Here is a 20,208-nt window from a genome sequence, read left to right as displayed (position 1 = left end):
ACGTGCGGGACGCCAAAGCGTCTTCGGCCCATCACCGGCCGTTCACCCGCCCTTCCCGGCCCCTTAACAGCTGCTCCGTACCGTCTTGGGGGTGAGCAAGAGCAAGAAATCCCGGGTCCTCGTGGTGATTCCAGCCCGCGGCGGATCCAAGGGAATCCCCCTCAAAAACCTCCGGCCCGTGGCCGGGCGATCGCTGGTGGCCCGGGCCGTCGACGCCGCGCTCTGCGCCCCCTCCGTAACCGATGTGGTGGTCAGCACCGACCACCCGGGAATCCGCGCGGAGGCGCTGCGCTGCGGCGCCCAGGCCGTGGACCGCCCCGCCGAACTCTCCGGGGACCTGGCCACCAGCGAATCCGCGGTCCTGCACGCCCTGGACGCGCACCGCACCCAGGCGGGCGAGGATCCCGAGGTGGTGGTCCTGCTGCAGTGCACCTCCCCCTTCATCGACCCCGCGGACCTGGACGCCGCGGTCACGGAGGTCCTCGCCGGGGGTGCCGACGTGTGCTTCAGCGTCGCCGAAAGCCACGCGTTCCTGTGGACCGTGGGCCCGGACGGCCGGGTTGCCGCCGTCGGGCATGACGCCGCGCACCGTCCCCGCCGCCAGGACCGCGAACCCCAGTACCGCGAAACCGGCGCGTTCTACGCGCTGCGCACCGAGGGGTTCCGCCGGCACGGGCACCGTTTCTTCGGCCAGCTGCGACTGCACGTGGTCCCGCCGGAGCACTCGGTCGAGATCGACTCGCCCGAGGACCTGGACCTGGTGACCGCCCTGGCGGCGCGCCGGGAGGAAGCGGCCCCGGGCGGGGCCGGCATCGACGTCGACGCCCTGGTCACCGACTTCGACGGCGTCCACACCGACGACGCCGTCCTGCTCTCCGAGGACGGGACCGAGCACGTGCGCGTGCACCGCGGCGACGGCATGGGCGTGGCCCGGCTGCGCCGGGCCGGCGTGCCGCTGCTGATCCTGTCCACGGAGAAGAACCCGGTCGTTGCCGCGCGGGGACGCAAGCTTGGCGTCGAGGTCCTGCAGGGCATCGACGACAAGGCCTCCCGGCTGGCCGAATGGATTTCCGCCCGGGGCCTGGACCCGGAGCGGGTCGCCTTCCTTGGCAACGACGTCAACGACGTCGGCGCCATGGCCACCGTCGGATGGCCGCTCGCGGTCGCCGACGCACGGCCCGAAGCGCGCGCGGCGGCACGACTGGTGCTGTCCGCCAAGGGCGGCCACGGGGCCGTCCGCGAAGCCTGCGAGCGCATCCTCGCCGCACAACCACAGCCGCGCGTCCTCGCGACCGCCGGCGAACACCACTAAGAAAGGGGCGGTCAGCATGACCACCGCAGCCATCACCGACATCGCACCCGTCAGCATCGGCGACTTCAAGGTCGGCCCGGGCCAGTCCGTCTACGTCATCGGCGAGATCGGCATCAACCACAACGGCGACATGGACATCGCCAAGCAGCTGATCGACGTCTCCGCGGCGGCCGGCGCCAACGCCGTCAAGTTCCAGAAGCGCACCCCGGACATCTCCACCCCGATGGACATGCGGGACAAGATCCGCTCCACCCCGTGGGGCGAGATGACCTACCTGGACTACCGCTACCGCGTCGAGTTCGGCGCCGAGCAGTACAAGGAGCTGATGTCCTACGCGGCCGCCCAGGGCCTGCACTGCTTCGCTTCCCCGTGGGATGTGCCCTCCGTGGAGTTCATGGAGGCCCAGGGAGCGCTGACCCACAAGGTCGCCTCCGCCTCGGTCACCGACCTGGACCTGCTGCGGGCGCTCGCCGAGACCGGCAAGCCGATCATCCTCTCCACCGGCATGTCCACGCTTGAGCAGATCGACACCGCCGTGGAAACCCTCGGCACGGATAGGCTGGTCCTCATGCACGCGACCTCCACCTACCCGCTGCCCGCGGAGGAGGCGAACCTGCGCACCATCGAGACCCTGCGCGAGCGCTACCAGGTGCCGGTGGGCTACTCCGGCCACGAGCGCGGCCTGCAGATCTCCCTGGCCGCCGTCGCCCTGGGCGCGGTGACGGTGGAGCGCCACATCACCCTGGACCGCACCATGTGGGGCTCGGACCAGGCCTCCTCGCTGGAGCCGAAGGGCTTCGAGGCGCTGATCCGCGACATCCGCATCCTGGAGGAAGCCCTGGGCGACGGCGTCAAGCGCGTCTTCCCGGGCGAGCTGGCCCCGCTGTCCCGCCTGCGCCGCGTCGACGCCTAAGGACCGCCCTATGACCCACCGGCCCCTCGTCAGCGTGATCGTCCCGGCCAAGGACCAGGCACCGTACGTCTCCGACGCCCTGGCTTCGCTTGCCCTGCAGTTCGACGATCCCGCCGTGCTCGAGGTGCTGGTGGTCGACGACGGATCCACCGACGGAACCGGGGAGCTGGCCGCGTCCTTCGCGGACCGGCTCCCCGGCCTCCGGGTGCTCCGCAACGAATCCACCGCGGGCCTGGCCACGGCCCGGAACCAGGGCCTCGACGCCGCCGGGGGTGCGTACATCGCCTTCCTCGACGGCGACGACTGGCTGGCCCCCGGGCATCTGGCGGCGTGCCTCGATTCGCTGCGGCGGCTGGATGTGGACTTTGTCCGCACCGACCACGTCACCGTGGAGGAGGGCAGGCGCACCCTGGTGCGCGCACCCCAAGCCCGCCGAGGAACCGCCCTGGACCCCCGGGAGTCGATCCTGCCGGCCGACGCAAGGGCCATGGTCGACTACCCCTATGCATGGGCCGGGCTGTTCCAGCGGCGGGTCGCCGAACGCGGACTGCTGCGCTTTCCCGACGGCCTGAGGACCGCCGAGGACCGCCCCTGGATCTGGCGCCTGCATCTCCAGGCGGACAGTTTCGCTGTCGTCAACGCCCCCGGCGTCATCTACCGGCGGGGAGTGCCAACCTCCCTGACCCAGGTCTGCGACGAAAGGCAATTGGACTTCCTCCCGTCGTTCGCGATGATTTTCGACCTGGTCCAAACCGTTGAGGACCCCACCCTGTTCTGGCCCAAGGTTGCCCGGCAGTTCTGCGCCGTGGCCTGCCACCACCTGGGCAGGGACAACTGGCCCGGGGACTTGCGGGAACCGCTGCGGGCGGGCATCACCCAGGCCCTGGCCGCCATGCCCCAGGAAGCATGCCAGGGGGCCCTGGATACCCTGGATGCGGAGCGCCGGGCCGCCCTGCTCCCGCTGCTGCCCGGTGGCCCCGGGCGTTTTACGGGCTCCGTGCCCGCCGAATCCGTGCCCGCCGCACCCGCAGGAGTCTCCCCATGATCCAGCTTGTCGCGGCCTCCACCATGTTCCAGGTTGTCTCGCTGGCCGCAATGGTCGACGCCGGGGCGCTTCCCGACGCCGACGAGCGCGTCCTGGTCCTCGCCAACGGAGCCCACCAGCCCGAGCTCTCCCCCCGCATCCAGGACATGGCGGGGTTTGGCGCCCTGGCCGCCCGGTTCGACCGCGTCCTCGACCTTGCCGAACTGCTGTGGCCGCGGCGCCCGGCCCAGTTCAGCCCCCGCCGGGACGAGCTGCCCCTCTGGGAACGCCTGCTGCGCAGCCACTGGGGACTGGGCACCGCCCCCGTGCAGCTGGTGGTCGAATCGATACAGGTCAACCCGGCGGTTGCACTGTGCCGGATCTTCCACGACGCCCCCATCCTGGTGCATTCCGACGGCCTCATGTCCTACGGGCCCACCCGTAACGGGCTGCCCCAGCCGCTGTGCCAGCGGCTGGACGGGATTGTGTACGTCGACCTGGTTCCCGGGCTGGAACCGCTGCTGCTGCGCGAGCACGGCCCGCGCCGGACCGCGGTGGGGCTGGCCGGCCTCGCCGCAGTGTTCTGTGAGGTCGCCGACGCCACCCCGGACCTTCCCGCCGCTGCCTCCCAGGGACCCACCGCCCTGGTGCTCGGGCAGTACCTTGCGGACCTCGGGATCCTCACCGCTGAGGAGGAGGCCGGGCTGCACCGGGACATGCTGCGGGCGGCGCGGGACCGCGGAGTCCGCACGGTGGTCTTCAAGCCGCACCCCAGCTCGGGCCCCCCGACGGCGCGCCGGCTGGCCGAGGATGCCGCCGGCCTGGGACTGGGCTTTATGGTGCTGGACAGCCCCGTGCTGGCGGAAACGGCCATGGCGAAGATGCGTCCCGACGTCGTCATCTCCTGCTTCTCCACCGCGCTGGCCACGGCACGGTACCTCTTGGGAATCGAATGCCAGGCCGTCGGCACCGAGCTTCTGCTGGAGCGCCTGACCCCGTACGAGAACAGCAACCGGATCCCGGTCACCCTCATCGATGCGCTGCTGGTCCGCTCGATGCCCACCCCGGCCGAGGACCCCGACGGCACCGGCGGACAGCTTCAGCGCCTGGTCGAGGCCGTGGCGTACTGCATGCAGTCCAGGCAACTGCCGGGCCTGCGTTCGGCCACCACGGAATTCCTGCGTGCGGGCCTGCCCCAGCAGGCCCGCTATTTCAGGCGACGCCGCCTGTCCGTCCTCGACCTGCCCCTCCCCGACCTGCCCGTTTCCGACCAGTCCCGGGAGGCCGATGAACCGGACGGCGCCCCCACCGGCGACACCGCCCTGTCCGCTTCGGCACAGTCCCACCCCACCCCGTCCAATCCCGCCCCGTCCAATCCCGCCCCCGCATCCCACCGGCTGCACCCCCGGGCGCTCCTGAGGATGGGGCGGGCCGGACGGAGGCGGCTGGGCCGGCTCGCCACACGGCTTCGGCCGGAACACCGCCATGCAAACGGCACAGAGTAAGGCCGCCGTGGGGCGGCGGGAGCACAGCCGCAGGCTGCGGCTGGTGCCGGAGGTTGCCCGGCCCCGCCACGGGCGTGCCGAGGTGTGGGTCGAATCCCCGCTGCAGCTGCTCAGCGCAGTAGAGGCGCACGGTGCGGGGCTGCTGGGTTCAGACACCGTGATCCACCCCCGCGGGGGAACGGAGGGGCTGGATTCCACGCTGCAGGCGCTGGTGGCCCACGCCCCGCCCGGGATCAGCTTCGCCGATGCCGGGCTCAAGGTGCCTCCGGCCAGCCGGCCGGGCATCGACCGCTGGGTGACCGGCGACGCCTACTCCGGCCGCATCCAGCGGGCGCTGCTGGGCCCGGTCGCGGCCCAGGAGGTGGTCATCGTCGACGACGGCCTGGCCACCCTGAAGCTGCTGGACATGCTCACCGCCGACCGGCCCGTTCCGCTCATCCGCCCGCGCGGGCGGGCCGGCCTCGGCCGGCGGGCCCTGGGCCTGGCCACCTGGCACCACCTGCGCCTGCTTGCCAGGCACGGCAGGCTGATGGCCTTCACCGCGCTGCCCGTGCCGATCTGCGTCGACGAGAAGTTCCGGGCGCTGGGCGGACACCTGGAGCACCACCGCTTCGAGTGGCTGGCCAGCCAGCCGGTGCCGGAGACCTTCCACGAGCCAACCATCGTGGTCGGTTCCGCGCTGGCCTCCGATGGCCTGGTCGACGTGGAGGCCTACCTGGGTTGGGTGATGTCGCTGGCCGAGGACGGCCCGGTGGCCTACTTCCCGCACCGGCGCGAACGCCCGGACTTCCTGGCCCGGCTGGCCGGGAACCCCATGATCCGCGTCCAGGAGCACACAGTGCCGGTGGAGATGAGGTTGCGCGGGTTGCGCCCGGGCCAGACCGTGCGCGCCCTGCCCTCCACCGTGCTGCCCTCCCTGCGGCTGCTGCTGGCGCCCAACGGCGTGGCCATCAAGGGGCACCCCGTCCCCGATCCCTGGTGGACCCCGGCGGCGACCCCCGCGCTGCGCGCGCACCTGACCACTTCACTGGGCTGACTACTTCACTGGGCTGACCAGATTCAGCTGACCGGATTCACTAGGAGAGAACGCATGACCCCCCGCTACCGGATCACCGCCGTCGCCGACAGCGACTCGTACCTGAAGCTGGCCTGCACCACGCTGGACCGGCTGGGCCCCGAATGGGAGCGCCGCGTGGTGCTGGTGCGCTCCCCGCTGCTGCCCACCGAGGTGCAGCAGCGCGCCGCCACCGCAGGCACCTTCATGGAGGGAATCGTTCCCGACGTCGTCCCCGCACACCGGCTGGCCGCCGAACTGGCGGGCACCGACGTCGTCTTCGCGGCAGCCACCGGACCGGTGGTGCAGGAGGTCTTCTACCGGGTGGCCTCCGTGAAGCGGCGCCCGCGTCCGGCCCTGGTCTCCGCGCTGCCCGGGGTCGCCTACCCGGCCACCTCCAAGGCACTGCGCTTCCGGGCCCTGGGGGACGCCTTCATCGCCCACAGCCATGCCGAGACCCGCGCGTTTGCGGACATTGCCGAGAAGATCGGCTCCAACATCTCGATCCTGCTCTCCCGGCTGCCGTTCCTCGCCTCGCCCAAGCGCCCCGTTCCGGTGGAAGCGCCGGTGACCCGCATCGTTTTCGCGGCCCAGGCGAAGATGCCGTTCCGGCGCACCGAACGCGAACAGCTTCTGGTCCGGCTGGCCGCGGCCGCCGAACGCAACCCCGGGGTGGAGGTGGTGGTGAAGCTGCGCGCCCTGGCCGGAGAACCCCAAACCCACCGCGAACGCCACCCGTACGACGCCCTCTGGGCCGGCCTGGTGGAGGCCGGCACCGTGCGTGAGGGATCCGTCCGCTTCGCCACCGGCTCCATGGATTCAGTGCTTGGCCCCGGTTCGGCCCTGCTCACCGTCTCCTCCACCGCCGTGCTGGAGGCCCTGGACCGCGGGCTCCCGGCCCTGATCCTCGAGGACTTCGGGGTCAGCGAAAAGCTGCTGAACAAGGTCTTCGCCGACAGCGGCCTGCTGGGCACGCTGGATGACGTGGAGCAGCTGCGCTTCGCCTGCGCGGACCCGCAATGGCTGCGGGAAAACTACTTCCACACCCAGCACGTGCCCCTGGGCGACCTCCTGCTCCAGCTGGCCGAACGGGCGCGGGCCGGGCGGCTGGCCAGCGACCCCGAAGTCCTGGCCCTGGTCCGGCGCAAGTCCCGCCGGGCCCGGATCCGCACCGCCCTGCCCACCTCGGTGCTCAAGGCGGTGCGCAAGGCCCGCAAGCGGCTGCGCGCCGCGGCCTGACCCCGCCTCCGCGGCGCTTCCGCGGCCCTCGTATTCCCGGCCACGACGTGGCCGGGAATACACCGACTCCGTCTGCACTTAGAATTGTTAAGGCTCATGGCGCGGCCCGTGCCGTCGCGTCCGAACAATTCCTTGAGGAGACATGGTGTCAGGTAATCCCATCCGGGTAGCAATTGTTGGCGTTGGCAACTGTGCCACGTCGCTGGTCCAGGGCGTCGAGTACTACAAGGACGCGGACCCGACCGCCACCGTCCCGGGCCTGATGCACGTCCAGTTCGGCCCGTACCACGTGGGCGATGTGCAGTTCGTGGCCGCGTTCGACGTGGACTCCAAGAAGGTCGGCCTGGACTTGTCCGACGCGATCCTGGCCAGCGAGAACAACACCATCAAGATCGCCGAGGTCCCCGCCACCGGCGTGACCGTCCAGCGCGGTCCCACCCTGGACGGGCTGGGCAAGTACTACCGCGAGACCATCGCCGAATCCGAAGTCCCCCCGGTGGACGTGGTCGCCGCGCTGCGCGAGGCCGCCGTGGACGTGCTGGTCTGCTACCTGCCCGTGGGGTCCGAGGCCGCGGCGAAGTTCTACGCCCAGGCCGCCATCGACGCCGGGGTCGCGTTCGTGAACGCGCTGCCGGTGTTCATCGCCGGCACCCCCGAGTGGGCGCAGAAGTTCACCGACGCCGGGGTGCCGATCGTGGGCGATGACATCAAGAGCCAGATCGGGGCGACCATCACCCACCGCGTGATGGCCAAGCTGTTCGAAGACCGCGGAGTCACCCTGGACCGGACCTACCAGCTGAACGTGGGCGGGAACATGGACTTCAAGAACATGCTCGAGCGCGAACGCCTGGAATCCAAGAAGATCTCCAAGACCCAGGCCGTGACCTCCAACACCAGCGCCGAGCTCGCCGCCGAAGACGTGCACATCGGGCCCTCCGACTACGTCTCCTGGCTGGATGACCGCAAGTGGGCCTTCGTGCGCCTGGAGGGACGCAACTTCGGCGACGCCCCGGTGTCCCTGGAGTACAAGCTTGAGGTCTGGGACTCCCCGAACTCGGCCGGAGTGATCATCGACGCCGTGCGCGCCGCAAAGATCGCCCTGGACCGCGGCATCGGCGGGCCCATCCTTTCTGCCTCCTCCTACTTCATGAAGTCCCCCCCGGAGCAGTACAACGACGACATCGCCAAGGAAAAGGTCGAAGCCTTCATCCGCGGCGAGATCGAACGCTAAAGCGGTCAAACGCTAAAGCTTCCTGCACGCGCAGACGGCGGAGGGTGGCTGCCTTCAGGCAGCCACCCTCCGCCGTCTGCGTTTCAGGGCGCGGCCTGTTGGTCCGGGGCGGCGCCCATCCCACGGCCGGGAAGGGTCCGGCCGCGCGGCGCCGGTCCGGCTTCGTCCTTGGGGGCCGGCTCATCCCTCGGGGCCGCGGATGGCGCGGGAAGCCTGGGCAACCGCCAGCATCTTCAGCAGCAGCTCGCCGTACAGGTGGGTGCCCACCGCCACCGTCCCCGCCAATTCATCCCTGCTTGCGGCCTGCTCCGCGTGCCCCACGTCGAGCGCCGCGACCTGGTCCACGGCCGCCGCATACACCGCCAGCACCCGGGGGTTGGCGGGCACGCCGAGCTCATCCATCCGGTGCAGCAGCAGGTTCAGGGAGTTCCGGGCCCGGGAGGAGGCATCCGCCCACCGGCCCGGACCGACCAGCCCGGCCATCAGCGGGTGGTCCGGGACCGCTTCCTCCGCCAGTCCAAGGACTATGGATTGCACCCTGCCCATCAGCTCCACGGTGCCGAGCCCGGGATCGTCGATACCCCCGGTGATCTCCTTGATTCCGGCCAGCCCCAGCCCCACCACCCCGCGCAGGGTCTTGATCAGCTCCAACCGCCGCAGGTGCCCGGGTCCGTAGTCCGCGCGCGGGGAAGCAGCGGTGCTGCCCGGAGCCAGCAGTCCCTCGCGGAGGTAGAACTTGATGCTCGCCCCGCTCACGCCGCTGCGGCTGCTCAGTTCCTTCAGCTGCATGGTGCCTCCTCCCGGATCCACGGTCCCGCCCCATCCCGCTCCGAGTCCTGGGCCCGCCAGCCTGTGTACCAAATGGGATAGCTAAACTATCCTATGATCATGGAGCAATGGAACTGGCTCATCGCCACCCACGCCCTCGCCGCCGGGTACGTCCTTGTACTGGGGCCCGTCAACATCTTCCGCCGCAAGAGGGACAGGGCCCACAGGATCATCGGGTACAGCTGGATTGCCGTGATGTACTACGTGTGCATCAGCAGCTTCTGGATCCGCGACGGCGGCGGCTTCACGTGGCTGCACGGCCTGTCCGCCTTCACCCTGCTGAGCGTCACCCTCGGCCTCGTGTCCGCCATCCGGCACCGGATCGAGAGCCACCGCGGCAACATGATCGGCGCCTACCTGGGTACGGTGACCGCCTTCGCCTTCGCCGTCCTGGTCCCCGGCCGGCGCATCCCCCAATTGCTCTCGCAGGAACCGGCCACTCTGGCCTTCGCGGCGGCCCTGGTCCTGGCCAGTTCCGCCGCGCTTGTCCTGACGGCCCGCAGCCTGGCGCGCAAGGTCCCGGCCACCCTTCCCGCGGGCGCGCCCTGACAGGGCAGCCCCGCGTTCGCGGGAGGCCGCAACGGCCTAGAAGAGCCCGACCGCTCGGCCGCCCCCGTCCACATCCATGCGCAGCGCGGCGGGTTCCTTCGGCAGGCCGGGCATGGTCATCACTGCTCCGGTCAGCACCACGATGAACCCCGCCCCGGTCTTGGGGACCAGGTCCCGCACGTGCAGGGTGAACCCCTCCGGGGCACCGAGCCGGGAGGCGTTGTCGGAGAAGGAGTACTGCGTCTTGGCCATGCATACCGGCAGCCCGTCCAGCCCCTCCGCCTGGATCTCGGCCAGCCGGCGCAGGGCCGGAACGGAGTAGTCCACCCCGGCCCCGCCGTAGACCGTGCGCACGATCGTCTCGATCTTCTCCGCCACGTTCAGCTCCAGCGGGTACAGCGGGTGCGCCTCCTGTCCGCGCTCCAGCGCCTCCAGCACCCGGGCGGCCAGTTCCGCACCGCCTGCGCCGCCGCGGGCCCATACGTCGGCCACGGCCACGGCCACTCCGCGCTCCCGGCACCACTGCGCCACCAGGTCCAGCTCGGCCCCGCTGTCCGTCGCGAAGCGGTTGAGCGCCACCACCGGCTCGATCCCCAGCCGGCGCACGTTGCCCACGTGCCGCTCCAGGTTGGCCAGCCCCGCGCGCAGCGCGTCGTCGTCCCGGACGCCCAACCCTTCCTTGGGCACTCCCCCGTGCATTTTCAGCGCCCGCACGGTCGCCACCACCACGACGGCGGAAGGCTGGCAGTTGGCCAGCCGGGCCTTGATGTCGATGAACTTCTCGGCGCCCAGGTCCGCGCCGAAGCCGGCCTCCGTGACGACGATGTCCGCCAGCCGCCGGGCGGCCTGGGTGGCGACCACCGAGTTGCAGCCATGGGCGATGTTCGCGAACGGGCCGCCGTGCACCAGTGCCGGGGTTCCGTCGATGGTCTGGACCAGGTTGGGCTTGAAGGCGTCGCGCAGCAGCAGGGCCATCGCTCCGGCGGCGCCGAGGTCGCCGGCGGTCACCGGACGGCCGTCGCGGGTGTGCCCGACCGTGATCGCGCCCAGCCGCTCCTTGAGGTCGGCCTGGTCCCGAGCCAGGCAGAAGACCGCCATCACCTCGGAGGCCACGGTGATGTCGAAGCCGTCCTGGCGCGGAATGCCCCCGCTGGTTCCGCCCAGGCCGATCACGATCTCCCGCAGGGCGCGGTCATTCATGTCCAGGACGCGCTTGAAAGTAATGCGGCGCGGGTCGATTCCGAGGTCGTTGCCCTGCTGGAGGTGATTGTCGATCAGCGCGGCGAGCAGGTTGTTCGCACTGGTGATGGCGTGGAAGTCGCCGGTGAAGTGAAGGTTGATGTCCTCCATCGGCAGCACCTGGGCGCGGCCGCCGCCGGTGGCCCCGCCCTTGAGCCCGAACACCGGACCCAGCGAGGGCTCGCGCAGGGCAATGATGGTTCGCTGCCCGCTGGCGGCAAGGGCATCACCCAGCCCGACAGTAACGGTGGACTTGCCTTCCCCGGCGGGGGTCGGGGACATTGCGGTGACCAGCACGATCCGGCCCGGGGACGTGCCGGGCTCCGCCGGAAGCCGGTCCGGGTCGATCTTGGCCTTGTGCCGCCCGTAAAGCTCCAGGGCCTCGGCGGGGATTCCGGCGGTCGCGGCGATCTCTTGGATGGGCCGCATGACGGCCCGTGCCGCAATCTCAAGGTCACTGTTGCCCGTGGCCGACGCTGTTGCCATCTGCCCCCGCCTTTCCGGTTTATCCAGCCGTTTCGATGGAAGGCGGTGCCCGGCTCCGGCGCCGCTGGGACCCAAGCTACCAGTTGGCCTCGCCGCCACGCCCGGGGGCGGGGGCGCATTCCGGGGGAACGGCACCGCAGCCGGCACGACAAAGCCCGCCGGGGTAGCCGGCGGGCTTTGCGATGGACACGGTGGGCGGTTCCATAGTTCCTCCTCGCCGCCGGCCTGGTTCACGGATCCTCATGGACCGCTTCCCTGCCAGCCTGCGGGAGCATCTGCGTCAGGAACAACATCCCTTCATCCAACCCATTTCTTTTGGGTGCGCCAGCCGCCCAGCTACGTTGCTGGCCGGCTGCCTTTTCGCCATTGGACCGGGACGTTCGCCCCGGGCCTCCCCCAATCACGCGTTTCAATCTACACGGCACCTGTGACTTGTGCCACTGAATTTTCGGAGAAATCCAAATCTGTGGATAAATTCCGCCACGGGACGCTTCCGCCGCCTCCACCCGGCCCGGCAAGTGCGCACTGAATCTCCTCGCGGGGGTGCGGCCTGTGTTTTGCCTTGCCGGGGGCTGGTCCGCGGCCAACCCGCGGTAAAGGCGGGCGCGGACCTGGGCCCCTACGTCGCAGCGGCCTCCCGCGCCTCCGGCTGGTCCGCCCACCAGGCGCGCAACTCGGCCTCGGCAGCCTCGGGGCCCATTGGCCCGTTGTCCAGGCGCAGCTCCAACAGGTGCTTGTAGGCCCGGCCCACCAGCGGGCCCGGCCTCAGTCCCAGGATCGCCATGATCGCCTGCCCGTCCAGGTCCGGGCGCACGGACTCGAGCTCCTCCTTGGCGAGGATCTCCTCGATGCGCTGCTCCAGGTCGTCGTAGGCGAACGCCAGCCGTTCGGCCTTGCGCCGGTTGCGGGTGGTCACGTCGGAGCGGGTCAGCCGGTGCAGCCGCTGCAGGAGCGGGCCCGCGTCGGTGACGTAGCGGCGGACCGCCGAGTCGGTCCAGCCGGCCTCCCCGTAGCCGTAGAAGCGCATGTGCAGCTCCACCAGCCGGGCCACGGCCTTGATCGTGTCGTTGTCGAAGCGCAGTTCGCGCATGCGCTTCTTCACCAGCTTGGACCCCACGACGTCGTGATGCCGGAAGCTGACCGCGCCGGAAGGTTCAAAGCGGCGCGTGGCCGGCTTGCCGACGTCGTGCATCAGCGCGGCGAAGCGCAGCACGAAGTCCGGGCCGGGCACCGGCCCGTCCGGGCCCGATTCCAGCTCGGCCGCCTGCTCCAGGACCTGCAGCGAGTGCTGGTAGACGTCCTTATGGCGGTGGTGTTCGTCGACCTCGAGCTTGAGCGCGGACACCTCCGGCAGCACCCGCTCGGCCAGCCCGCTGTCCACCAGCAGGTCGATCCCGGCGCGCGGATCCGCGCCGTTAATGAGCTTGACCAGCTCGTCGCGCACCCGTTCGGCGGAGATGATGGTGATGCGCTCGGCCATGTCCGCCATCGCCTGGCGCACCTCCGGGGCAACGCCCACCTTCAGCTGCGAGGCGAAGCGGGCGGCGCGCATCATGCGCAGCGGATCGTCGGAGAAGGACGACGCCGGCGTCCCCGGCGTGCGCAGGATCCCCGCCTCCAGGTCGGCGGCGCCGCCGTAAGGGTCCACCAGCTCCAGCGAGGGCAGGCGCAGCGCCATCGCGTTCATGGTGAAGTCGCGGCGGTAGAGGTCATCCTTCAGTGAGGTCCCGAAGGCCACGACCGGCTTGCGCGAGTCCGGGTCATAGGCCTCCGCACGGTAGGTGGTGACCTCGATCGTCTCCTCGCCCTTGCGCAGGGCAATGGTGCCAAAGTCCCGGCCCACCTCCCACGTGGCGTCCGCCCAGCCGGCAACAACGGCCAGCGTCTGGTCGGGGCTTGCGTCGGTGGTGAAGTCCAGGTCCGGGGAGACACGGCCGACGAACAGGTCGCGGACCGGCCCGCCGACCAGGGACAGCTCGTGCCCGGCCGCCTCGAAGAGGCGGCCGATTTCAAGCACGACGGGTGGAAGGATCGCGGCGAGGCCAGTGCGGTCGGGAAGCTGCTGCATAGTGCTTTAAGCGTGCCAGACTTTCGCCGGTCTGCCACGCCGGGCAGATCCCCGGCCGGGTGCGGCGCCGGCGTCCCGGCGCTGCACCCGGCATTAAGCCCTCGGCGTGACGGGGGCCCGCACCGCGCCACACCCCCGTGCGGGCCCAAAGAATGGATAGAGTGGAGTGCATGGCCCATCCAGTTCCGAGCGCCCCGAAGCGAACGCCGTTGACGGCGTCGATGGCGCATGCGCACGCGCAGCCGGGCCAGCACAGCCTTCCGACCGTTGAAGAGGTCTCTTCCGGCGGCGTGGTGGTGGACCTGTCCCGCCCGGACCTGGCGGTGGCGATCATCGCCCGCTACAACCGCGGCGGCCGCCTGGAGTGGTGCCTGCCGAAGGGCCATCCGGAAGGCCGCGAAACCAACGAGCAGGCCGCCATGCGCGAGGTGGAGGAAGAGACCGGCATTGCCGGGCGCATCCTGGCCCCGCTGGGCAGCATCGACTACTGGTTCACGGTCTCCAACTACCGCGTCCACAAGACGGTCCACCATTTCCTGCTTGAAGCCACCGGCGGCGAACTGACCATCGACAACGACCCGGACCACGAGGCCGTCGACGTCGCGTGGGTGCCGATCGCCGAGCTGGGCCGCCGGCTGTCCTTCCCCAACGAGCGCCGCATCGCGGAGCTCGCCCGAGAGGTTCTTCCGCAGCATGTCCACGGAGCGTAGGCCCACCCCGACCCGCCCGCCGATGCCCGCGTACAGCCCCGGCACGGGCCGGAGCGGCTCGGCCGCCACGTCCTCGTACGTCCCCGAGACCGCCACCGGCAGCCTGCCGGTCCAGGAGGCTCCGCAGGCGCCGGCCCGGCCCCCCGAGCAGCGCAGCCACTCGAAGGCGTATGCCCTCATGGCTTCGGGCACCATGGTCTCGCGGGTATTGGGGTTCGTCCGCACCGCGATGCTTGCCGTCGCAATCGGGTCCACGACCACGGTCGCGGACATCTTCGAGAAGGCGAACGTCATCCCGACGATCATCTTCATGCTGCTGGCCGGGGGCATCTTCAACGTGGTGCTGGTCCCGCAGCTGATCAAGGCCTCCAAGGCCCCGGACCGGGGCGCGGATTACACCAGCCGGCTGATCACCCTGACGGTGGTCGTGATGGCGTTCTTCGCCCTCCTGCTCACCCTTCTGGCCGGGCCCCTCATCGCGGCGCTCACCAAGGACTGGACGGAACCGATGCTCGCGCTCGGCACCGCCTTCGCCTACTGGTGCCTCCCGCAGGTGTTCTTCTATGGCGTCTACGCCGTTGTGGGGCAGGTGCTGAACGCCCACGGACACTTCGGGGCCTACATGTGGGCCCCGGTCGTCAACAACCTGGTGCAACTGGCCGTCATCGGCGCCTACATCGCCTTCTTCGGCGCCTACAACGGGAGCGGCGGGCAGCTGGACTCCTGGACGCCGCAGCAGACCCTGCTCCTGGCCGGCGGCTCGACCCTGGGCATCGTGCTCCAGGCCCTGGTGCTCTTCCTGCCGCTGGCCCGCTCCGGGCTGGCGATCCGGCCCAGGTTCGGCTGGCGCGGGATGGGCCTGCGCCACGTGGGCAAGATCGCCGCGTGGACCCTGGCCTCCATGATGGTGGGCAACATCGCCTCGCTGCTGTACGCGCGGCTGGTCTCCACCGCCGCCGCCGCGCGCGCGGCCCTGCCCGACGGCGGGGCTTCCGTACCGGGCGAGTACGCGCTGAACACCTCCCAGCTGATCACCGTGCTGCCGCATTCGATCTTCGCCCTCTCGCTGGCGACGGTCCTGTTCAACGACCTCTCGCGGGCCTTCGCCGACGGGGAACGGGAAAAGGTCGCTCCGGTGCTCTCCCGCGGCCTGCGCGGGACCGCGATCCCGGTCGTATTCTTCTCGGTCGGCTTCATCGTGCTCGCGGGCCCGATCGGGCGCCTGTTCAGCGGCACCTCCGTTGACGGCGCCGCTGCCGGCGCCGCCATCGGACAGCTGGTGGTGCTGACTGCGCTGGGGTTGCCGTTCAAGAGCATCCACTTCTTCCTCATCCGCGTCTTCTTCGCCGAGGAGGACACCCGGACCCCGATGCTGATCCAGTCCGCCATCGCCGGGGTTGGGCTGGTGGCCGCCTACTCGATGGCCGCGACGGTCCCGGCAACGCAGATCGCGGTGGGCATGGCCCTGCTCTACGGGGTGACCAACGTGCTGTCCGCCATCATTGCCCACGTGCTGGTGGTGCGCCGCTACGGGGACTACGGCACTGCGCAGGTCGCCGACACCTATATCCGGGTCGGCTGGATGGCCCTGCTCGCCGGCGCCGTCGGGGCCGTGGTGCTGTGGCTGATGGGCGGCTACACCAACGGCTACGCGTGGGGATCGCTCAGCTCCGCGCTGGTGACGATCGCCGCCGTCGGAACAGTGATGCTGGTGGCCTATCTGCTCCTGCTGCGCGCCGCGCGGGTGTCCGAGCTGGAAGAATTCCTCGGACCGCTCACCCGCCGCATCCCCGCGCTCAGGCGGCGCTAGGTCAGTACAGCCGGGCGGCACCGCCACCAGCGCAGGCAGAGCGCAGGCCGTGCCGCGGATCCGTCCGGACCCGGCAGGCGCGGGCAACCTCCTGCCCGTGGCCGCGTCATGCCCGCAGGGTGGGCTCGCATCATCCACGGTCCCCGGTAGCATGGGAAGAGCCATCCAGAGGGTGCTTCGCGCCCGCAACCACTCCCGGGAGGGAAACGTGTCGCAGTCCATTGACGTCGGAACCGTGCTCGGAGGCCGCTACAAGGTCACCGCACTGGTCCTGACCTCTGCCGACGGCGACCTGGTCCTGGACGGCAACGACCAGGTCCTGAACCGCCCGGTGAGCATCCTGGTGGCTTCCCCCTCCAACGCCAGCCAGGTCGCCACCAGCGCGCGTGAAATCGCCACCGGCGAGCGCTACGGGGCCATGCAGGTGCTGGACCTCGGCATCTCCGAGGGCAACACCTACCTCATCACCAACACGGCCAACCCCGCCGACCTGCTGGACCTGGTGATCCTGACCGACGGCCCGTACGTGGAGCCGTTCTACACGGACACCCTGGGCTCGGAGATCTTCGGGGTCTCCCGCTCCAACGAACCGCAGGTCTACGAGGACGACGACGAGTACTACGAGGAACTGCTGGCCCAGGAGGAGAACCGGCCGGGCGTCATGGACCGCCTGCCGGAGATCAACCTCTCCGACAAACTGTCCGGGCTGAAGTCCCGCTTCGGCAGGGGCCGCGAGGCGGGGCACCCGGAGTTCCCCGTGGCGGGCGCGGCGGCTTCGGCCGCGCCCACTCCTGCCGTTCCCCCGGCGCCGCCGGCTCCACCCGCCCCGCCTGTTTCCCCGGCGCAGCGTGCCTCCTCCGTCCCGCCGGTCGTACCCCTTCCGCCGGCCCCGCCCACCCCGCCAGCCGTACCCCTCCCACCGGCCGGGTCCGCCTCACCGGCCGGCGCCGGACAGTCCGCCGGGGAGGAATCCACCGGCGAACTGGAGGAGGTGGCTCCGCCGGCGGCCCCGGCCGCGAGCCCCAAGGTCTCCCTGTGGACCGGGGAGGAACGCCCGGCCCCCGCCGAGGCGCCGGTGCGGCCGGCGGTCCCCGCGGCGCGGCCAGGCACGGACCCTTTTGCCGGCGAGGCCATGGAACCGATCCGCAGCGGGACGTCCTCGCGCAGTGCGGCCACGTTCCCTGCCGCCGCGCGCGGCTACGTCGAGGAGCCCTCCACCGAGCCCGACTACGACGGCTATGAGGACGAGGAGCCGGAGGAGGGCGGCAGGAAGGCCACCCGCCTGGTCGTCGGCGGCGTGCTGGGCGCGTTGCTGATCGTGGCCGTGGTGTTCGCCTTCAACGCACTGGCCCCCAAGGATCCCGCCCCGGTGGCCGGCAGCGGCACGGTGGCCTCCAAATCCGGCGGCACGCCGGCCTCCCCCACCGCCGAGGCCCCCGCAGGCACCGGGGTGAGCCCGGAGATCGGCGGCATCAGCCGTGTGGTGCCGGGCAACCAGCAGCTGAACGCGGAAACCGACGGCACCCTGGCCAAGGCCATTGACGGCAACTCCGCCAGCTACTACGCGACCTACTCCTACACCCAGCCGCAGTTCGGCGGGTTTGCCTCCAACATGGTCCTCGTGGTGGAGCTTGAGGAACTCTCCGACGTGTCCTCGGTGGAGCTTTCGGGCCTCAACGGCACGGGCGGCGCCTTCGAAATCCGCGTCGGCGAGACGGACGACCTGGGAGCCTCCCGGGAGGTTTCCTCCGGCTCCTTCACGGGACCGACCGTCACGGTCCCGGTCACCGGCGAGGAGGGCGGCCCGGCGCAGGCGCAGTATGTCTTCATCAACGTCACCGAACTGCCGAAGCTGGCAGCCGGTGCCAACAGCTCCCGCCCGTACGGCCTGCAGGTGGCTGAGATCAAGGTCTCCTAGGCCCGGGTCCGGGAATAACGCCCGGCGCAACGCCGTTGTGCCGGTCAGACTCGTTCAACAACAGCCGGAACTGGCGCCCATGCGCCGCCGGTCCCCAACGGAAGGTTCGCGCCGCGTGGCCACTGAAGCAAACTCCGCCATCCGCAACGTCATCATTGTCGGGTCCGGTCCTGCCGGGTACACCGCCGCGGTCTACACCGCGCGGGCGAACCTGGCCCCGCTGGTGGTCGCCGGATCGGTGACCGCCGGCGGCGAGCTGATGAACACCACCGACGTGGAGAACTTCCCGGGCTTCCCGGAGGGCATCATGGGCCCGGACCTGATGGACAACATGCAGGCGCAGGCGGAGAAGTTTGGCGCGGAAATCCTTTTTGAGGACGTCGTGTCTCTGGATCTGGCCGGCGAGGTCAAGACCGTGACCCTGGGCAACGGGGACGTGCACCGCGCCCGGACCGTCATCGTGTCCACCGGGTCCGCATACCGCGAACTGGGCCTGCCGGACGAGAAGCGCCTCTCCGGGCACGGGGTGTCCTGGTGCGCGACCTGCGACGGGTTCTTCTTCCGCGACCAGGAGATCGCCGTGGTGGGTGGCGGCGACTCGGCAATGGAGGAGGCAATCTTCCTGACCAAGTTCGCCTCCAAGGTCACCGTGATCCACCGCCGCGACACCCTGCGCGCCTCCAAGATCATGGCCGACCGCGCGCTGGAGCACCCGAAGATCGACTTTGCGTGGAACTCCGCGGTCACCGGGTTCGAGGGTAACGGCAAGGTTGCCGGCGTGAAGGTGCAGAACCTGGTCGACGGCACCGAGTCGGTGCTGGACGTCACCGGCGTGTTCGTCGCGATCGGCAACGACCCGCGCACGGACCTGGTCAAGGACCAGCTCGAGCTCACCGCCGAGGGCACCATCAAGGTCGAGGGCCGCACCTCCAAGACCAGCCTCCCCGGCGTGTTCGCCGCCGGTGATGTCATCGACCCGACCTACCGCCAGGCCATCACCGCCGCCGGTTCCGGCTGCGTCGCCGCCCTCGACGTCGAACACTACCTCTCCAACCACTAGGACGGCAGGCCGCGCCGCGGCCTTCCGGCAAGGAAATCCAGCAGAAAGGGGCCAGCCATGAGCCAGGCCAAGGATGTTACCGACGCAACCTTCCAGGCGGAGGTTCTGGAGGCTGAGAAGGCCGTCATCGTCGACTTCTGGGCAGAGTGGTGCGGTCCGTGCCGCCAGCTCGGTCCGGTGCTTGACCAGATCGCCGCCGAGCACGCCGAGAAGGTCGACGTCGTGAAGGTCAACGTCGACGACAACCCGGGCATCGCCGCCAAGTACGGCATCACGAGCATCCCGGCCGTCTTCGTCTTCAAGGGTGGCGAGCACGTGGCCACCTCGATCGGCGCCAAGCCCAAGCAGGTCATCGAGCAGGAATTCGCCGCCTACCTGTAAGGCGCGCTCCGGCAGCCGGCAGGGCCGGCCGCCGGATCCTGGTTTCGACGAATCCTGGGTTACGCCAAAGGGGGTCGCGGAATTTTCCGCGGCCCCCTTTGGCGTACTGGAGTGCACTGCCATGCCCTGTGGGGACATGGCTCCGGGGGCGGGGACCCGGCGCTATCCGGCAGGCTCCCTGGACGGTCCCCTTGACTCCCTTGTCCGCCAGGCGGCCAGGGCAAGCCAGGTAATCCAGCTCATGATGAGGACATAGCTGCCAAGGATGGCGAACGTGTTGGCCGGCGAGAAGCCCTCGGAACCGAGCACCCAGCCCTGCACAATGTAGGCAAGACCGGACAGCCCCATCAGGTATCCGAGGGCTCGAGGCAGCTTCGCCGCCCAAGCCAACGCGCTGCCGAGCAGGATCAAGGCCAGGCCGAACACAAAGCACTGGTAGCTCCTGGTACCCCACTCCAGCCACCGGGTGGTCTCGGCGCCGACGAAGCGTGCCGCCTTTTGTGCTTCCGGCGCGGCCGTCCAGGCATCAACGGCCTGCTTGAGGGCGACCCCGTCCACCGCCTGCAGGACGGCGTAAAGCCCCAGTGACACGGCCGCGGAGACGGCGCCGAACCGGACCATCCATGCCGCGCCCCCGGTGTGGAGATTAAGGGCGAAGCTGAGGACCAGGAGCCCTGCAATGACCACCGCCATGGCGGCGAACTGCCAGAGATGCACCGCAGTCCAGCCGGCGCTGCCGGCGTACTCGGCAAACACCGCTTCATGGTCATTGGCCGGCCCGCCCGGATGGAGAAGGCCCACCGTGACATAAAGAATGAAGCCCGCTGCCAGCAGGCCTGCCGCGAGACGAAGCGCCTTGCCGTCAACCATGGATTACTCCT

At 70.2% G+C, this 20,208-nt stretch carries 17 protein-coding genes; 13 read left to right on the top strand and 4 right to left on the bottom strand.

The window, feature by feature from the left end:
• Window positions 1-91 precede the first annotated feature (91 nt).
• The 7 genes from NCCP_RS07510 to NCCP_RS07480 all read left to right on the top strand — a co-directional run bounded on the left by NCCP_RS07510 (window position 92) and on the right by NCCP_RS07480 (window position 8,278).
• A complete protein-coding gene (locus NCCP_RS07510) occupies window positions 92-1,312 on the top strand; it encodes an acylneuraminate cytidylyltransferase (RefSeq protein ID WP_225873742.1) in 1,221 nt (406 codons plus the stop codon).
• Between the two features lie 16 nt (window positions 1,313-1,328).
• A complete protein-coding gene (locus tag NCCP_RS07505; RefSeq protein WP_149956618.1) occupies window positions 1,329-2,225 on the top strand; it encodes an N-acetylneuraminate synthase family protein in 897 nt (298 codons plus the stop codon).
• Between the two features lie 10 nt (window positions 2,226-2,235).
• Window positions 2,236-3,270 (top strand): glycosyltransferase family 2 protein, encoded by a 1,035-nt coding sequence (locus tag NCCP_RS07500; RefSeq protein WP_149956617.1) that lies wholly within the window; start codon window positions 2,236-2,238, stop codon window positions 3,268-3,270.
• Complete coding sequence (locus NCCP_RS07495; RefSeq protein ID WP_149956616.1) at window positions 3,267-4,754, top strand: polysialyltransferase family glycosyltransferase; 1,488 nt, start codon at window positions 3,267-3,269, stop codon at window positions 4,752-4,754. The genes NCCP_RS07500 and NCCP_RS07495 overlap by 4 nt, the downstream gene beginning before the upstream one ends.
• A complete protein-coding gene (locus NCCP_RS07490) occupies window positions 4,735-5,790 on the top strand; it encodes a hypothetical protein (protein WP_225873741.1) in 1,056 nt (351 codons plus the stop codon). Before NCCP_RS07495 ends, NCCP_RS07490 begins: the two co-directional genes overlap by 20 nt.
• Window positions 5,791-5,844: 54 nt before the next feature.
• The gene (locus tag NCCP_RS14955; protein ID WP_172627332.1) at window positions 5,845-7,047 is read left to right on the top strand and encodes a DUF6716 putative glycosyltransferase; all 1,203 of its coding nucleotides are present in this window, start codon (window positions 5,845-5,847) and stop codon (window positions 7,045-7,047) included.
• A 145-nt stretch (window positions 7,048-7,192) separates the two neighbouring features.
• Window positions 7,193-8,278, top strand: a complete 1,086-nt coding sequence (locus tag NCCP_RS07480; RefSeq protein ID WP_149956672.1) for an inositol-3-phosphate synthase — start codon at window positions 7,193-7,195, stop codon at window positions 8,276-8,278.
• 180 nt (window positions 8,279-8,458) lie between these two features.
• On the opposite strand, the gene NCCP_RS07475 is transcribed toward NCCP_RS07480, so the two are convergent.
• Entirely contained in the window at window positions 8,459-9,067 is a 609-nt protein-coding gene (locus tag NCCP_RS07475; protein ID WP_149956614.1) for a MerR family transcriptional regulator, read from the bottom strand.
• A 99-nt stretch (window positions 9,068-9,166) separates the two neighbouring features.
• Here NCCP_RS07475 and NCCP_RS07470 point away from each other — a divergent pair, with 99 nt between their 5' ends.
• Window positions 9,167-9,655, top strand: coding sequence for a DUF2306 domain-containing protein (locus NCCP_RS07470; RefSeq protein WP_149956613.1), 489 nt, complete (start codon window positions 9,167-9,169; stop codon window positions 9,653-9,655).
• A gap of 36 nt (window positions 9,656-9,691) precedes the next feature.
• Here NCCP_RS07470 and NCCP_RS07465 read toward each other — a convergent pair whose 3' ends face one another.
• Window positions 9,692-11,380, bottom strand: a complete 1,689-nt coding sequence (locus NCCP_RS07465) for a formate--tetrahydrofolate ligase (RefSeq protein ID WP_149956612.1) — start codon at window positions 11,378-11,380, stop codon at window positions 9,692-9,694.
• Between the two features lie 619 nt (window positions 11,381-11,999).
• Entirely contained in the window at window positions 12,000-13,448 is a 1,449-nt protein-coding gene (locus NCCP_RS07460) for a CCA tRNA nucleotidyltransferase (protein ID WP_149956611.1), read from the bottom strand.
• A gap of 170 nt (window positions 13,449-13,618) precedes the next feature.
• Between NCCP_RS07460 and NCCP_RS07455 the strand changes: the two genes are divergently transcribed.
• From NCCP_RS07455 to trxA, 5 genes are all read left to right on the top strand, one after another.
• Complete coding sequence (locus NCCP_RS07455; protein WP_172627331.1) at window positions 13,619-14,158, top strand: NUDIX hydrolase; 540 nt, start codon at window positions 13,619-13,621, stop codon at window positions 14,156-14,158.
• Window positions 14,142-15,968, top strand: a complete 1,827-nt coding sequence (murJ, locus tag NCCP_RS07450; RefSeq protein ID WP_225873740.1) for a murein biosynthesis integral membrane protein MurJ — start codon at window positions 14,142-14,144, stop codon at window positions 15,966-15,968. The genes NCCP_RS07455 and murJ overlap by 17 nt, the downstream gene beginning before the upstream one ends.
• Window positions 15,969-16,176: 208 nt before the next feature.
• Window positions 16,177-17,886: a hypothetical protein gene (locus tag NCCP_RS07445; protein WP_149956609.1), complete on the top strand. Its 1,710-nt coding sequence runs from the start codon at window positions 16,177-16,179 to the stop codon at window positions 17,884-17,886.
• Between the two features lie 115 nt (window positions 17,887-18,001).
• Entirely contained in the window at window positions 18,002-18,946 is a 945-nt protein-coding gene (trxB, locus tag NCCP_RS07440; RefSeq protein WP_414727714.1) for a thioredoxin-disulfide reductase, read from the top strand.
• A 57-nt stretch (window positions 18,947-19,003) separates the two neighbouring features.
• Complete coding sequence (trxA, locus tag NCCP_RS07435; RefSeq protein ID WP_149956607.1) at window positions 19,004-19,327, top strand: thioredoxin; 324 nt, start codon at window positions 19,004-19,006, stop codon at window positions 19,325-19,327.
• Window positions 19,328-19,489: 162 nt separating this feature from the next.
• On the opposite strand, the gene NCCP_RS07430 is transcribed toward trxA, so the two are convergent.
• Window positions 19,490-20,197, bottom strand: a complete 708-nt coding sequence (locus NCCP_RS07430; protein ID WP_149956606.1) for a hypothetical protein — start codon at window positions 20,195-20,197, stop codon at window positions 19,490-19,492.
• Window positions 20,198-20,208 lie beyond the last annotated feature (11 nt).

The sequence above is a fragment of the Zafaria cholistanensis genome, from assembly GCF_008580665.1.
Taxonomy (GTDB): Bacteria; Actinomycetota; Actinomycetes; order Actinomycetales; family Micrococcaceae; genus Zafaria; species Zafaria cholistanensis.
This window is presented reverse-complemented; position numbering and strand designations above follow the sequence as displayed.